17 protein-coding genes and 1 tRNA gene are annotated in these 13,389 nt (G+C 55.6%); 9 read left to right on the top strand and 9 right to left on the bottom strand.

Going from position 1 to position 13,389, the window contains the following annotated elements:
* The first annotated feature begins 183 nt into the window (after nucleotides 1–183).
* The 4 genes from AWM69_RS19760 to AWM69_RS19775 all read left to right on the top strand — a co-directional run bounded on the left by AWM69_RS19760 (nucleotide 184) and on the right by AWM69_RS19775 (nucleotide 4,093).
* A complete protein-coding gene (locus AWM69_RS19760) occupies nucleotides 184–717 on the top strand; it encodes an ankyrin repeat domain-containing protein (protein WP_218728167.1) in 534 nt (177 codons plus the stop codon).
* A gap of 91 nt (nucleotides 718–808) precedes the next feature.
* On the top strand, nucleotides 809–1,339 hold the full coding sequence (locus AWM69_RS19765) for a hypothetical protein (protein WP_218728068.1): 531 nt from the start codon (nucleotides 809–811) through the stop codon (nucleotides 1,337–1,339).
* Between the two features lie 84 nt (nucleotides 1,340–1,423).
* Nucleotides 1,424–1,615, top strand: coding sequence for a PLDc N-terminal domain-containing protein (locus tag AWM69_RS19770; RefSeq protein WP_048383099.1), 192 nt, complete (start codon nucleotides 1,424–1,426; stop codon nucleotides 1,613–1,615).
* A gap of 399 nt (nucleotides 1,616–2,014) precedes the next feature.
* Entirely contained in the window at nucleotides 2,015–4,093 is a 2,079-nt protein-coding gene (locus tag AWM69_RS19775) for an LTA synthase family protein (RefSeq protein WP_131654443.1), read from the top strand.
* Between the two features lie 71 nt (nucleotides 4,094–4,164).
* On the opposite strand, the gene AWM69_RS19780 is transcribed toward AWM69_RS19775, so the two are convergent.
* Nucleotides 4,165–4,323 carry a DUF3309 family protein gene (locus AWM69_RS19780; RefSeq protein ID WP_162199359.1) on the bottom strand — a complete coding sequence of 53 codons (159 nt, stop codon included), beginning with the start codon at nucleotides 4,321–4,323 and terminating at the stop codon, nucleotides 4,165–4,167.
* A gap of 200 nt (nucleotides 4,324–4,523) precedes the next feature.
* Between AWM69_RS19780 and AWM69_RS19785 the strand changes: the two genes are divergently transcribed.
* Both AWM69_RS19785 and csrA read left to right on the top strand, forming a co-directional pair.
* The gene (locus tag AWM69_RS19785; RefSeq protein WP_131654442.1) at nucleotides 4,524–4,856 is read left to right on the top strand and encodes a YnfA family protein; all 333 of its coding nucleotides are present in this window, start codon (nucleotides 4,524–4,526) and stop codon (nucleotides 4,854–4,856) included.
* A gap of 108 nt (nucleotides 4,857–4,964) precedes the next feature.
* Nucleotides 4,965–5,168: a carbon storage regulator CsrA gene (csrA, locus tag AWM69_RS19790; protein WP_218728070.1), complete on the top strand. Its 204-nt coding sequence runs from the start codon at nucleotides 4,965–4,967 to the stop codon at nucleotides 5,166–5,168.
* On the opposite strand, the gene AWM69_RS19795 is transcribed toward csrA, so the two are convergent.
* The 8 genes from AWM69_RS19795 to AWM69_RS19830 form a co-directional block, all read right to left on the bottom strand.
* The gene (locus AWM69_RS19795; RefSeq protein ID WP_048383104.1) at nucleotides 5,165–5,392 is read right to left on the bottom strand and encodes a YheU family protein; all 228 of its coding nucleotides are present in this window, start codon (nucleotides 5,390–5,392) and stop codon (nucleotides 5,165–5,167) included. The two genes, csrA and AWM69_RS19795, sit on opposite strands and share 4 nt — an antisense overlap.
* Nucleotides 5,393–5,476: 84 nt before the next feature.
* Nucleotides 5,477–6,475, bottom strand: coding sequence for a glutathione S-transferase family protein (locus tag AWM69_RS19800; protein ID WP_218728072.1), 999 nt, complete (start codon nucleotides 6,473–6,475; stop codon nucleotides 5,477–5,479).
* Between the two features lie 87 nt (nucleotides 6,476–6,562).
* Nucleotides 6,563–7,564 (bottom strand): glycosyl transferase family protein, encoded by a 1,002-nt coding sequence (locus AWM69_RS19805; RefSeq protein ID WP_218728074.1) that lies wholly within the window; start codon nucleotides 7,562–7,564, stop codon nucleotides 6,563–6,565.
* Nucleotides 7,561–7,896 carry a TusE/DsrC/DsvC family sulfur relay protein gene (locus tag AWM69_RS19810; RefSeq protein WP_048383107.1) on the bottom strand — a complete coding sequence of 112 codons (336 nt, stop codon included), beginning with the start codon at nucleotides 7,894–7,896 and terminating at the stop codon, nucleotides 7,561–7,563. Before AWM69_RS19810 ends, AWM69_RS19805 begins: the two co-directional genes overlap by 4 nt.
* On the bottom strand, nucleotides 7,893–8,192 hold the full coding sequence (gene tusB / locus AWM69_RS19815; RefSeq protein WP_218728075.1) for a sulfurtransferase complex subunit TusB: 300 nt from the start codon (nucleotides 8,190–8,192) through the stop codon (nucleotides 7,893–7,895). The genes AWM69_RS19810 and tusB overlap by 4 nt, the downstream gene beginning before the upstream one ends.
* On the bottom strand, nucleotides 8,192–8,554 hold the full coding sequence (gene tusC, locus AWM69_RS19820) for a sulfurtransferase complex subunit TusC (RefSeq protein WP_218728077.1): 363 nt from the start codon (nucleotides 8,552–8,554) through the stop codon (nucleotides 8,192–8,194). Before tusC ends, tusB begins: the two co-directional genes overlap by 1 nt.
* A gap of 1 nt (nucleotide 8,555) precedes the next feature.
* Nucleotides 8,556–8,948 carry a sulfurtransferase complex subunit TusD gene (gene tusD, locus AWM69_RS19825; protein WP_218728079.1) on the bottom strand — a complete coding sequence of 131 codons (393 nt, stop codon included), beginning with the start codon at nucleotides 8,946–8,948 and terminating at the stop codon, nucleotides 8,556–8,558.
* A 110-nt stretch (nucleotides 8,949–9,058) separates the two neighbouring features.
* Nucleotides 9,059–9,733 carry a Bax inhibitor-1/YccA family protein gene (locus AWM69_RS19830; protein ID WP_048383111.1) on the bottom strand — a complete coding sequence of 225 codons (675 nt, stop codon included), beginning with the start codon at nucleotides 9,731–9,733 and terminating at the stop codon, nucleotides 9,059–9,061.
* A gap of 123 nt (nucleotides 9,734–9,856) precedes the next feature.
* Here AWM69_RS19830 and AWM69_RS19835 point away from each other — a divergent pair.
* From AWM69_RS19835 to AWM69_RS19845, 3 genes are all read left to right on the top strand, one after another.
* A tRNA-Ser gene (locus AWM69_RS19835) sits at nucleotides 9,857–9,944 on the top strand.
* Between the two features lie 919 nt (nucleotides 9,945–10,863).
* Entirely contained in the window at nucleotides 10,864–12,018 is a 1,155-nt protein-coding gene (locus AWM69_RS19840; protein ID WP_218728081.1) for a hypothetical protein, read from the top strand.
* A gap of 13 nt (nucleotides 12,019–12,031) precedes the next feature.
* Nucleotides 12,032–13,102, top strand: coding sequence for a hypothetical protein (locus AWM69_RS19845; RefSeq protein WP_218728083.1), 1,071 nt, complete (start codon nucleotides 12,032–12,034; stop codon nucleotides 13,100–13,102).
* Nucleotides 13,103–13,389: the final 287 nt, after the last annotated feature.

Consider the following 13,389-nt stretch of genomic DNA (forward strand, 5'->3'; position numbering starts at 1 on the left):
CATTCTGCATGAGTGGCCATCGTGCATCCTGCATTTTGCCCATTTTTAGCGGATTTGATTTCAAGGAAATGGAATTTTCAGGGTGGATTGATTGTCGCTATCGCCGTCTTCCGTAAAAAAGGGATGACACAGGGCGGCGGTCTCAGGAAACTAGCTTTTTTTGCAGCGAACGTGGAGCCTCACATGTCAGATGAAAAGCCAGCAGACCAAACCCGGCAGATGACTCCGGAAGAGGCCGCCGACTTTGCCGAGCAGGTTTTCAACAAGGCCCGCGAAGGTGATGCAGCCATGCTGGCGGCCTTGCTGAGCAAGGGGCTGCCGCCCAACTTGCGTAATCACAAGGGCGATACCCTGTTGATGCTGGCCAGCTATCACGGCCACGTCGAGGCCGTTAAAGTTTTGCTGGAACACAAGGCCGATCCCGAAGTGCGCAATGACAACGGCCAGAGCCCGATTGCCGGTGCCGCCTTTAAAGGCGATCTGGAGATGGTCAAGGCGCTTGTGGAAGGAGGCGCTCAGGTTGAAGGAGCATCGTTTGATGGCCGCACGGCATTGATGATGGCGGCAATGTTCAATCGCACGGCGATCATTGACTACCTGATCAGCAAAGGCGCCGACCCGAAGGCCAAAGATGCCAATGGCATTACGGCTCTTGACGCGGCCAAGACCATGGGCGCTACCGACGCGGTCGCCCAACTCGAGAAATACGTGGGCTGATCGTCGCCCGCCACTTCACGGCAATGACCCAAGAGGGGCGCAATTGATATATCCTGCGCGCCCTCAATTTTCCTTGTGACAGGTCATACCCATGAAAACCACGCTCGTTGAACTCATCAGCAAAATCAGTTCTGGGTGCATGGGCGACGACGAAATCGCCGCGATCGCCGATGAAGCGGCTCAGGCTTACGCCGATCCTGAGGCGTTTCTGGCTGCCAATCCAGACATCAACTACGACGACAGCTTTCCCATCCCGTTGGGGGAGTGGGTGGTGATCGGCAGCTTGCCGGAGACGGTTTTGTTCCAGGCCGACACCTACATGGATCTGTTTGCGCAGATCGTGGCGTCGTTCGGCCCGGGTGTTGCGTTCAACATCAAGCCCAAACAACTGTCCAAGACCGAGGCGCTCACGGCGCTTAACCGGATTCAAATCCAGATGGGCAGCATGAACCCCGAAAACGGCGGTTATGTACTGATGAACCTGAGCCAGCCACTGGATGACGACATTCAGGTGGTGCTGGTATTCGGCAATGACGTACCCCGTGTACTCGAACTATGCGCGCACGTGGGCATCGCTGCGCAGCCGTCGCTGGAAGCCCTGAAGGTCGCCGTTCACGTTTGATCGCCGGGCCATCGCAATAAATAACGGAACCCCGGCGATAGCTGTCTATCCTATGTGAACCAGCCTTCACTCAGGAGTGTCATCATGGGTTCTACATTTAATGGACTGATTGGCCTGATCATTCTGGCTCTGGATATCTGGGCCATCATCAATGTGATCAAAAGCGGCGCCGGAACCGGGGCGAAAATTCTCTGGGTGTTGCTGATTATCTTCCTGCCGGTGCTCGGTCTGGTTATTTGGGCCATCGCAGGGCCGCGGGGCAATGTGCGCATTTAAGTGGCCGAACAGTGAGGGTGCAGTGCAGAACGCTGTTTTGCAGCACGTGCAAGAAACCGGTAGCGATTAAAATCCGGTAACAATTAAGCAAGGGCCGAAAGGCCCTTTCTTGTGTTTGGAAACAGCCTCTGGACAAAATTTTCACGTGCCATTTACGACAATCCGCGCGCTAAAACTCGACGCCAAAGCGTGCTCGCAGACGCTGAAGGGGTCGTAACCGCTCAGTGTCGAGCTGCACTTTGGGTAAAAAATCTTACAGCATCAGTGGCAAACCACTGGTGATCATGCAACATTTGCCCGCCGCGCACACACCCGCACTCCGACGCCCTTGGGCGTAGATGCCGAGGGTCGTGCACACCAAAAGTTTCTTCAACTCGAATCAATGGGTCCTAAAACGACATGGCAATCCCGGACGCCCCAAGACAACAACCCGCGCTCTCGCGGGTGTTGCAACCGACCGTCAAATCGCATCTGGCGTTTACGCTGCTCTGTGCCTTGATCATGATGGTGATGTTCACCCTGCTGCGGGTGGCATTGCTGGTTTACAACAAGGAAATGATCCTCGACACCCCGGCCTCGACCTTCATCGAGGCGTTCGTCAACGGACTGCGTTTTGACCTGCGAATTGTGGTGTACCTCAGCATCCCTCTGCTGCTGGCTGTGCTCAGCGTCAAGGCCATGGCCCAGCGCGGTGTCCTGCGTTTCTGGCTAACGGCGGCTTCCAGCCTGGCGCTGTTCCTGGGCCTGATGGAGATGGATTTCTACCGTGAGTTCCACCAGCGCCTTAACGGTCTGGTTTTCCAGTATGTGAAGGAAGACCCGCAAACCGTGATGAGCATGCTCTGGTATGGCTTCCCGGTGGTGCGCTATTTGTTGTCATGGGCTGTGGGCACACTGGTGCTGTACGTTGCATTCCGCGGTGCAGATCGCCTGACCCGTCCTCGTGCAGTCGCTGCCACAGGCGCCAGCACCGCTGGCGTGGCACCGTGGTACGGGCGTGTTGCCGTGTTCGTCGTGGTGTTGCTGGTGTGTGTGGTTGCTGCTCGTGGCACCCTGCGCCAGGGACCTCCTCTGCGTTGGGGTGATGCGTATACAACAGACTCCAACTTCGCTAACCAGTTGGGGCTCAATGGCTCGCTGTCGCTGATTGCTGCCGCGAAAAGCCGTTTCTCCGAAGACCGTACCAATGTCTGGAAGGCCACGCTGCAAGAGCCTGTGGCTGTGCAGAAGGTTCGTGACATGTTGTTGACCGAGCACGACAAACTGGTCGACCCGGACACCGCGCCCGTGCGCCGTGATACCACGCCGCCTGACGAGAAAACCCTGCCGATCAAGAACGTTGTCGTGATCCTGATGGAAAGCTTCGCCGGTCATTCGGTGGGTGCGCTGGGCCGTCCTGGCAATATCACGCCGTATTTCGACAACCTGGTCAAAGAAGGCCTGTTGTTTGATCGCTTCTTCTCCAACGGTACGCATACACACCAGGGTATGTTCGCGACCATGGCCTGCTTCCCGAACTTGCCGGGTTTTGAATACCTGATGCAAACCCCGGAAGGCAGCCACAAACTGTCCGGCTTGCCGGAGTTGCTCAGTGCACGCAAGTTCGATGACGTGTATGTCTACAACGGCGATTTCGCCTGGGACAACCAGTCAGGTTTCTTCAGCAACCAGGGCATGACCACGTTCGTAGGTCGCAACGATTTCGTTGACCCGGTGTTCTCTGATCCGACGTGGGGCGTGTCCGATCAGGATATGTTCAACCGTGGCCTGGAAGAGCTGAAAAAGCGTGAAGGCAAAGAGCCGTTCTATGCGCTGCTGCAAACCCTGTCCAACCACACGCCGTATGCCTTGCCAACGCCGCTGCCAGTCGAACCCGTGACCGACCGTGGCCCGCTGAATATGCACCTGACCGCGATGCGCTATTCGGACTGGGCATTGGGCCAGTTCTTTGAGAAAGCGCGTAAAGAACCGTACTTCAAGGAAACCCTGTTTGTAGTGGTCGGTGACCATGGCTTTGGTAATGAGCAGCAGATTTCCGAGATGGATCTGGGTCGCTTCAACGTGCCATTGCTGCTGATCGGGCCTGGTATCCAGGAAAAGTTCGGACCGCGTAATGACACCGTCGGTACTCAGGTCGACATCGTGCCCACCATCATGGGCCGTCTGGGTGGCGAGTTCCGTCAGCAATGCTGGGGTCGTGACTTGTTGACCCTGCCGGAAGGCGACAAAGGCACGGGCGTTATCAAGCCGTCGGGCAGTGATCAGACAGTGGCCATCATCAGTGGCGACCACATGCTGGTTCAGCCCAAGGATATGCCGGGCAAAGTGTGGCAATACAACCTGGGTGCCAACGCTGGCGCCAAGGTGGTAACCGGTTCGCCGGCAGAGGCCGAGCTCAAGCAGAAGCTCGAATCCTTCCTGCAGACCGCGACCAAGAGCTTGCTGGATAACACCGCAGGTGTAGAAGATCCGAAGTAAGTCATGACGCAATAAAAAAAGAGGCCCTTGGGCCTCTTTTTTATTGCGCTGAACGGCAGGGCCGGGGCCCGTTATATCTTGCCGAGCAAGAGCAGGACCAGCAGCACAATCAGAACGGCACCAATGATCCCGGACGGCCCGTACCCCCAGCTTTTTGAGTGCGGGAAAACGGGCAGGCCACCTACCAGCAGCAAGATCAGGATGATGAGCAGAATCGTGGTCATAGTCATTTCCTTATTGATACGTTTCGCCAACACGCAGGATTTACAGGGCGCTGCTTGAGGTACAAGGCTGGGCAGTGCTTATAAAATCCGACTGGTCCGGCCGGTAAAAGATTCAACTTTATATTCGCTGCGCCAAGAATACGTTTGCCTTGATCAGCCTCCAGCGCAAGGGTAGGGTGGCGCGCTGAATCCAGGGGGGCTGCGGTATGCTTAATTATGTTTGGTTTTTTTTGGCCGCCGTGTTTGAAATAGCCGGCTGCTATGGGTTCTGGATGTGGTTGCGCCAGGGCAAAAGCGCATGGTGGGTGGTGCCGGCGGTGTTGAGCCTGACAGCGTTTGCCTTGCTCCTGACCAAGGTTGAAGCCACTTATGCCGGGCGTGCCTATGCAGCCTATGGCGGCATCTACATCATCACATCCATTGCCTGGCTGGCGGTCGTTGAGCGTATTCGTCCACTGAGCTCTGACTGGGTCGGGGTCGGCTTATGCGTGCTGGGCGCAACCGTCATTTTGCTGGGACCACGCTTTTCGAGTAACTGAAGGGGAATTCTCTGGTAGGTGTAGGACGCTACTGAATTCTCTTGTAGGGATTGAAGCGCTAGATCATGCGATGCAGTCTTTGTGGCTCCACTGAAAAGGATGAGAGCCATGTTGATATTGAGCCGTGCCGTCGACGAATATATTTCCATCGACCAGAACATTAGGGTGTGCATCATTGGCGTCAGTGGTGCCCACGTGCGCCTGGGCGTCGAAGCCCCTCGGGATGTAGGTGTGCACCGAACGGAAATCTACGAGCGGATTAAAAAGGAGGAGGCTAAGGGCGTGCGGGACTCGACCTTGAGCACCCGCTAATCAAAGAACTCCTTGGGTACCGCATGCTTGGGCATCAACTGGCATTGCTGGCTTTCGAGGTCGAAGAAAATCACCGCCTGGCCCTTGCTCAGCGCGTGCCGGACCCGCAGCACACGGGTTTCTTGAGGCGTGTCATCGCCGTTGTCAGTACCGTCGCGGCTCACGAAGTCTTCGATCAGGCGGGTGAGGGTTTCGGGTTCAAGCTGGTCGTAAGGAATAAGCATGAGGTGTTCTCGTAAACAGTGCGGGCGATGCTACTGGCCGGCAGCCCGTACGGCTAGCCCTGAATGCCAGCACTGTTTGCGCGGTTACTGCTGCCAGATGCCATTGCCGGCCAGACGGGCGCGATCATGGGCTGCGTTGAAGTCCAGCGCCGGACCTACGGGAATGATGCCCGTCGGGTTAATCGTGCGGTGGCTGGCGTAATAATGCCCTTTGATGTGAGTCATATCCACGGTTTGAGCTACGCCAGGCCACTGATAAAGCTCCCTGAGCCAGTTGGACAGGCTTGGATAATCGACAATGCGGCGTTCATTGCATTTGAAATGGCTGTAGTACACCGCGTCAAAACGAATAAGAGTAGTGAAAAGCCTTACGTCCGCTTCAGTTAAGTACTCACCCGCTAGATAGCGATGTTCTGTCAGATGGTGTTCCAGTTCTTCAAGCTCGCGAAAAACATCATCAAATGCCTGTTCATAAGCGGATTGTGATGTGGCAAAGCCGGCTCTGTAGACCCCATTGTTCAGCGCCGGATAAATCCTGTCATTCCAGCTGTCGACCTGTGGGGCCAACGCTGACGGATAAAGATCCAGCGTGTTGCCGGTCAGGCCGTCGAACGCGCTGTTGAACATGCGAATGATGTCGGCGGACTCATTGCTGACGATGCATTGCTGCTGTTTGTCCCAGAGCACGGGCACCGTGACGCGGCCGGTGTAATCGGCAGTGTCTTGGGTATAGCGCTGATGCAGGAAGTCCAGTGGATCGAGGTGGTCGCCGCTGGAGCCAAAGGCCTTGTCGAAGGTCCAGCCGTTTTCGAGCATGAGCCAGCTGACCACAGACACCTCGATCAACGACTCAAGCCCCTTGAGCTGGCGGGTAATGAGGGTGCGATGAGCCCAGGGGCAGGCGAGGGACACGTACAGGTGATAGCGTCCTGCCTGGGCCGCAAAACCGCCGGTGCCGGTGGGCCCGGGTGAGCCGTCGACGGTCACCCAGTTACGGCGTTGCGCCTGTTCGCGCTGGAATGCCCCGTCTTTACTGCTTTCGTACCACTGGTCATGCCAGCGCCCATCGATTAACAGTCCCATGTGAACTCCTTGGCAGGTGTGCTTTGGCGTTCAGTTTAAAGGGCTGGGTTCGAACGAATAGCGCAAAACGTGGGCGCTAACTATCAGTTAAATCGATTTGTCGCGGTTATCCCAATAGCGCTGTGCCAGCTCAAAGGCTTGTTCACGCGGCGTACCCAGCCCACGCAAGGCCAGGGCCATGGTCGAAATAAGCGCCAGTTGCGGGTAGCTGTCTTCGACTTCACCGCGCCACAGGGCCTTGAGATGCCCGGGTTCCAGGGATGCCGGTTTGACATGGCGCTGGGAAGACAGTGCAGGCCATTCCTCGTCCCAGCTAACGCCTGCGGTGGTCCCGTAAAGATGGCTCAGGGTGTCCGGGTTGATTTCGACTTCGCCGCCGTCGCCCTTGATCACGATGCTGTTGTCGCCCAGCAGGCCGCTGGCCTCACGGTGCACGCTTTGGTAGCCCGGGTGGAAGATGCTTTGCAGGCCGCAGCGTGCGCCCAGGGGGTTCAGAATCCGCGCCAGCGAATGAATCGGCGAGCGCAGGCCCAAGGTGTTGCGCAGATCGATCATGCGCTGTAGCTGCGGCGCCCAGTCTTGCAGCGGCATAAAGGCCAGATGGCCTGAGTCCAGTGCCGCCTCGACGCTTTGCCAATCGCGGCACAGCGGGATCGCAAGCTCGCCGAGCAACTGTTCGCTGTAGAGCCGGCCCGCGGTGTGAGCCCCGCCGCCATGCATGAAAATGCGCACGCCGTTCTGTGCCAGGCATTTGGCCGCCAGCAAATACCAGGGCAGATGGCGTTTTTTGCCTGCGTACGTAGGCCAGTCAATGTCGACGTTGAGCGTGGGCGCGATTAAACGTTCGCGCACCGCTTCGGTAAAACCGGCCATTTCTTCAGGGCTTTCTTCCTTGTGCCGCAGCAGCATCAGGAAGGCGCCCAGCTGGGTGTCTTCAGTCTTTTCGTCAAGCAGCATGCCCATTGCTTCGCGAGCTTCTTCACGGGTCAGGTTGCGAGCGCCTCGTTTGCCTTTGCCCAGGATGCGCACGAATTGTGCGAAAGGGTGTTCGGCCGGGGTTTCAAGGGTGAGCGGAGCTTGAGCGTTCATAGGCAATTGGTCGGCTTGGGGAGTCCCGCCAGCTTGGCGGCGAGCTTGGCGGGAGTGCCATTGAACAGACGGTTGAGGTGCAAGCTATTGCCTTTCTCTGCACCCAGCTTCAGCGCGGTGTACTTGATCAGCGGGCGAGTGGCGGGAGACAGCTGAAACTCCTGATAGAAACTGCGCAGCAGCTCCAGGATTTCCCAGTGCTCGGGGCTCAACTCAATCCCTGATTGCGCGGCCAGCGCCTGCGCGACGTCAACGGACCAGTCATTGAGATCGACCAGGTAACCGTCTTTGTCCAGCTCGATCTGTTTGTCGTCGAGGATAAGTGCATTCATAGCCAGCTGTTGACCTTGTCATACGTAATCGACAACTCGACGAAGGCGGGGTAATCCACGACCGTCGCCCACTGCGGGCATTCAAGGTAACGCGCCAGCAGATCCTCCTCGAGGATATACAGCTTGAACCTGCCGCTACGCTTTTCAAGGCATTCAAGCGCGCTGCTGTCGGGCTGCAAGGCATAGGCTGCATCGCCGCAGAGCAACAGGCCGTCATCCTCGCCAAGCAGGCGCAAGCAACTGGCCAGGCGCGTGTCGGAGAAAGGTGAGTGGCTCAAAACGTGTAAGGTCGACATCAGAGAGTAATCACCTGGTCATAACGGTCAATGAGTGCGCGGACATCCTCTGCCGACAGCGTACGGACGTCATCCACCGCAAGCGCAGCAGGCGATATACCGCGCTCGCCCAGGCTGTAGGCGCAGGCGTACAGCTCATCTACCCCGAACAGGGAGAGGGCTTGCAGATTGGCCGTCAGGTTTTTTTGTTGAATCGCGGCGGCGTTTTGCTCCGGTAATAGCTGGAACACCCCGTCATCCATAAATATCAGGCCGATTGGCAGGTCAAACGCACCTCCCGCCAGCACGATATCCAGTGCTTCTTTGGCACCGGGCCCCGCCCAGGGTGCTTGACGGCTGATAATCAAAAGCGACTTAGGCATTTCAAGGCCCTCCGAAGCAGATCAGTCGATCGGCGGACTGAACCGCGTCGTGCAATTGCCCCAGCCCGGACAACTCCCACGGCGCATCCAGGTTGACCGCCGGGCGCTGATAACGCGCGGCTTCCTCTTCATTCAGCACCCCGCGGCGCAGGGCCGCCGCAATGCATACCACGGCATCGAGCTGATGCTCACGGACAAACGTCGCCCATTGTCGGGCAAGATCTTGTTCGTCCTGTGGCACCACGATGTTGCTCGAAGCGCTGTGGACACCGTCCTGATAGAAGAACAACCGGACAATCTCATGGCCGCCAGCCAGCGCAGCCTCGGCGAATCGCAGGGCGCGGCGGGAAGAGGGCGCATGGGCTGCTGAATAAAGGGCAATGGAAAATTTCATGGTGGGCTCTGTCAGCAAATCTGTCGCAATGATAAAGCCAGACGCCTAAAGATGCTTGCCGCAGACAACAAAAAGCCCGCCGAAGCGGGCTTTTTGTCAGGTGCTGTACATCAGTCGTCGCGGCTCATGATGCCGAACAGTTGCAGCAAGCTGACGAACAGGTTGTAGATCGATACATACAGGCTGATCGTCGCCATGATGTAGTTACGCTCACCGCCATGAATGATGGCGCTGGTCTGGAACAAGATGCAGACCGAAGAGAACAGAACGAAACCGGCGCTGATAGCCAGCTGCAGCCCGCTGATCTGGAAGAAGAAGCTCGCCAGAACCGCGCCCAGCAACACGAAGAAGCCAGCGGTGATGAAACCGCCCAGGAAGCTCATGTCCTTGCGGGTGATCAATACATAGGCCGACAAGCCACCGAACACCAGCGCTGTCATCGCGAATGCGGAACTCACCACCTCAGCGCCGCCCTGCATACCCAGGTAACGGTTGAGGATCGGACCCAACAGAAAACCCATGAAACCGGTCAGGGCAAAAGCGGACACCAGGCCCCATGCCGAATCACGCAGCTTGTTGGTCAAGAAGAACAGCCCGTAAAAACCGATCAGTACCACGAAAATATTCGGATAGCCGACACGCATCTGCTGGGCGACAAAAGCCATTACACCGCTGAACGCGAGAGTAAGGGCCAGCAATCCATAAGTGTTGCGCAGGACGCGGCTAACCTCTAGCTGCTCAGCAGCCTGCAAGCTGCGATCAACAGCGTAATCCTGTTCGCGCATGGCGATACTCCTGTGTTTGGAAATGTTAAGTAGCAAAGATCATAGCAGAGGCTCTGTAACAAGCGATCAAGAGAGTTTGACAGCGTGTGTCATTCAGGTATTATGGCGCCCGCAACAACGTTAGGAGGTGTGGCCGAGTGGTTTAAGGCAACGGTCTTGAAAACCGTCGACTGTAACAGGTCCATGAGTTCGAATCCCATCGCCTCCGCCATATTGCTACACCGCAGAGCCCGCCTTTTGGCGGGCTTTGTCATTTCTGGGGTTTGGGAAGGCGTCAGAATAATTCCTTCGAGCTGCTAGCGGGAAGCTATCGATGGTTTCGGCTGGCCGCGTGGAATGCACGGCTTCCAGGGGGCATGATCAAGGTCTCATTGGAAAGAAATCGTGCCTACCTCCGTGTTGGCGAGTTTCAGGAATGAGTCGTGAGCTGTTTAGGTGTCGAAACAGAGCCAATATTCAATAGGCGCGTAATTAGATGCCATGTTTGATTGTTTACGGTGCTCGCCGGTCGCGATGATTACCGTATCGATTTAACGCGGAGGATCGAGGGGCTGTATTTGTATTAAGTTAGTTTATGGGAGTGCACGTAACGTTAGGTTTTTAATATTCGATGGTGGAGGATCATCATTGCTGTCTTGTTCTATTTTTATGTCTCATTCAGCAGCAGCACCCGCGAGATCGTAAGTAAGTCCGGATCCATGCTGCAAATGAGCGCTCTGCCGCTAAATGAGCACGGGCTGACCGTCGGCCTGTGACTGCCGCGCAAGAAGATGATGGGCAAAAGATGTTGGATGATCATCAGGTGTGTGCTGGAGGCTAATCCGGTGATAATTTTTCGCTGTCCATGAAGAAAGGACTGGGTTTGAGGAAGCTTGAACGCGTTTTTTATCGAAGGGAGGTATACAGTTATCTTCTGGTGTGACTTGATGCGGCGACAGGTGTTTATGCAGCGCTGTATTTAAATTGCAGTTTGTGCGTTGCTGGAGGGTCTATGCTTTCTAGGTTGATGTTCTTTGAGTCTGGCAGGTGAAGGTCTCTGATCAACAGGCGAATGTGCTTCAGGACCAGGGCGATCGATAGAGATTGCATTTCATATGCACGTCATCAATCAAGCAGACAAGACAGTATAAATGATTATCGAAAATGTTCGCCGCGAAGTCTCGGAAGATAGCGTTTCGCTTAAAGCCCAGGTGAGATTCCACTCGGCTGAGCGTGAGCCGATAGAACTTTACTATACGTTCTTTGGTGCCGAGGAAGGGCATGTAGACGATACGGCAGACGCATTTGCTGCTGCTTGTCTGATCAAGTCCATGCGTGTGGATGAGCCGCTTGAGATCGTCTCCCCGATCTCGAACAGGCTCCATGTCATGCTGCCGCGCATTCGCGACATTTATCACACGTGGTGGCCCGCCTTGTTCAAGCGAGTCCCGATCCGGACCGTCCCGCGTTCAGAGTTGCCTGCTGCACCGCGCAAGACTACTGCGACGTTCTTTTCCGGCGGTGTCGACTCCTTTTACAGCCTGTTAAAACATCATGAAGAAGGTGTGGCGGCCGGACGCCCCTTGACGTATCTGGTCTTCATGCGAGGCGTGGAAACGCCCATTGAAACGACGGTAGGCGTAGAAGAGTCGGAGGACTGGGTGCGCTCTGTGGCCGATGAGCTTGGGGTGAAGACCATTTTTGGAATCACCAATGTTCGTACCCATGTCATGTCCAATTGGGAAAAGTTTGATCACGGCAGTGCATTAGCTTCAATCGGCCTGTGCCTGTCTCCCGTGATCGGGCACATGTGCATACCTTCAGCCTTTTCCTACGCGCACCAGGTCCCGCACGGCAGTTCTCCGCTGGTCGACGAAATGTTTTCAAATGAGCAGATGTTCATTTTTCATGACGGTTCGGAAGTGACACGGCCCGAGAAGGTCGCGTCGATCATTCGCTGGAACAAAGCGCTTGGGCTGCGTTATTTGCGAGTCTGTCTGGGTAATTTCGGGGGGGCTTACAATTGCGGGCGTTGTCGAAAATGTGTGCGCACCGCTATTCCTCTCAAGGTGCTGGGCGTGTTGTCGGAAGCGCAAACGTTCTTGTACAAGGACGACGCACATTGGGAAGCCATTCTGGCGAAAGATCATCTGGAGTTGTTGCGGGAAAACCACGAGTTCGCCCGCCGGGAGGGGACAGATATCAACCTGACCAGGATGCTGAATAAAGCACTGCGCAAGCAACAGTTTGAGCGTGCTGTCGCCGAAATGCAGCGCCTTGCGCTCGGCAAAGTAACGACTAAATAAAACGAGGTTGGATATGATTGCCCGGTGCCTTGCGTCTGTCATTTTTTTACTCGCCGCAAATGCCTTTGCGAACGATCATGTTGTTGGCTGCACTGACAGAAAGAATGCAGAGCTGAACAAACTCGAGAAGGTTCACGCGCTGAACGGTATTCGTGTGTTCTATACGGAAGTGGCGCCCGTCTCGGGCAAGGATCACCGACTTCCAAAACAGTCGCAAGCCGATGGCAATGCCAATGGGGTGCCTGACTATATAGAAAATATTGCAATACAGGCCGATGTGGCCAGAAAGGTATATAACGCGTTGGGGTTTACGGATCCAACGCTGACGGAAAAGTATCGGGCGGTTAAATATATTGATATCAACGTCATGAATATTCGGCCGAACGGGCTGGCATTCAACTCTCCCGTCAGATACTCCGCAGCCCCAGGGCGGGGAGAGGCCTGCACCTTAAGAGTCGATATATCGACGCAGTTGGAAGCGCAAGTTATTGGTTCAGCAAAAAAACCGGTGCAAGCAAAATTCACCCGGTTTTGGTTTGTGGTCGCCCACGAAGTCTTCCACCTTTATCAATACGGACAAACCCCGCTCAAGAGTTCCTGGTGGATGGAACCTACGGCAAGGCTTATGGAGTACGCTTTCAGATCACAGGCCCACTATCCGTCAGGCATGTCGACCTATAAGCTCCCCGTGAGTCGAAATGAACTGGATTCCAAAGTGGTCGCATTGCCGAATGGTCCCGATGCCATGAGGTTTTGGACGAGAATGGCGATGCTTCATGACGGTGGGCAGGATGTCATGACGATTTCTGACGAGTTGCTTCACTCCCGTTACACCGATGGTCAACCGGTACTGAAAGATAATAAATTCATTGGCTATGCATTCTTGCAGTCTTTTATGAATGAACTAAAAGCCAGTGATAATTCGAGAGTTCTTAATAACAATAGAAGTGTTCAAGCGCGGAGTGAGCGGGGCCAGACATCACGTTCAAATGACTCTTTCATCATAAAATCCCTACAGGGCACCCTCCAGTCGACAGGTGTGAACAGCCCGGAGGTTGCAAGTTTTATGAGCGTGGAACCGTAAGAGTCCGCAGCCGGCTTATCGATGAGTCAGTCGATATATCGACACCTCGCGCCGGGTTGCGAGACTTCCTGCCATTGGCTGATTGCTGCTTCGACGGTGCGTCCTGCCTACCGCAACGGTGGGCTGCTGAAAGTCTAAAGCGTAAGCGCTTTATCAGCCTGTCGCTTCAAGTACAGGTGGCCCGCACGGCGATGCGTTGCGGGCGATATCCCGATGGCGCCATGTTTAACCCGGGCTATGCATGTCAGTCGAATTTTACCGGATGTTACTGAATCGCGGACAAAGCT

It is taken from the genome of Pseudomonas sp. D1HM, from assembly GCF_019266105.1.
Taxonomy (GTDB): domain Bacteria; phylum Pseudomonadota; class Gammaproteobacteria; order Pseudomonadales; family Pseudomonadaceae; genus Aquipseudomonas; species Aquipseudomonas taetrolens.

Coding starts and splice junctions, on each gene's coding strand:
- AWM69_RS19845 (WP_218728083.1), top strand. CDS start 12,032: ATGATTGCCCGGTGCCTTGCGTCTGTCATTTTTTTACTCGCCGCAAAT.
- AWM69_RS19775 (WP_131654443.1), top strand. CDS start 2,015: ATGGCAATCCCGGACGCCCCAAGACAACAACCCGCGCTCTCGCGGGTG.
- AWM69_RS19780 (WP_162199359.1), bottom strand. CDS start 4,323: ATGACTATGACCACGATTCTGCTCATCATCCTGATCTTGCTGCTGGTA.
- AWM69_RS19765 (WP_218728068.1), top strand. CDS start 809: ATGAAAACCACGCTCGTTGAACTCATCAGCAAAATCAGTTCTGGGTGC.
- AWM69_RS19785 (WP_131654442.1), top strand. CDS start 4,524: ATGCTTAATTATGTTTGGTTTTTTTTGGCCGCCGTGTTTGAAATAGCC.
- AWM69_RS19810 (WP_048383107.1), bottom strand. CDS start 7,896: ATGAATGCACTTATCCTCGACGACAAACAGATCGAGCTGGACAAAGAC.
- AWM69_RS19805 (WP_218728074.1), bottom strand. CDS start 7,564: ATGAACGCTCAAGCTCCGCTCACCCTTGAAACCCCGGCCGAACACCCT.
- AWM69_RS19760 (WP_218728167.1), top strand. CDS start 184: ATGTCAGATGAAAAGCCAGCAGACCAAACCCGGCAGATGACTCCGGAA.
- AWM69_RS19830 (WP_048383111.1), bottom strand. CDS start 9,733: ATGCGCGAACAGGATTACGCTGTTGATCGCAGCTTGCAGGCTGCTGAG.
- tusC (WP_218728077.1), bottom strand. CDS start 8,554: ATGCCTAAGTCGCTTTTGATTATCAGCCGTCAAGCACCCTGGGCGGGG.
- AWM69_RS19770 (WP_048383099.1), top strand. CDS start 1,424: ATGGGTTCTACATTTAATGGACTGATTGGCCTGATCATTCTGGCTCTG.
- AWM69_RS19795 (WP_048383104.1), bottom strand. CDS start 5,392: ATGCTTATTCCTTACGACCAGCTTGAACCCGAAACCCTCACCCGCCTG.
- tusD (WP_218728079.1), bottom strand. CDS start 8,948: ATGAAATTTTCCATTGCCCTTTATTCAGCAGCCCATGCGCCCTCTTCC.
- csrA (WP_218728070.1), top strand. CDS start 4,965: ATGTTGATATTGAGCCGTGCCGTCGACGAATATATTTCCATCGACCAG.
- AWM69_RS19840 (WP_218728081.1), top strand. CDS start 10,864: ATGATTATCGAAAATGTTCGCCGCGAAGTCTCGGAAGATAGCGTTTCG.
- AWM69_RS19800 (WP_218728072.1), bottom strand. CDS start 6,475: ATGGGACTGTTAATCGATGGGCGCTGGCATGACCAGTGGTACGAAAGC.
- tusB (WP_218728075.1), bottom strand. CDS start 8,192: ATGTCGACCTTACACGTTTTGAGCCACTCACCTTTCTCCGACACGCGC.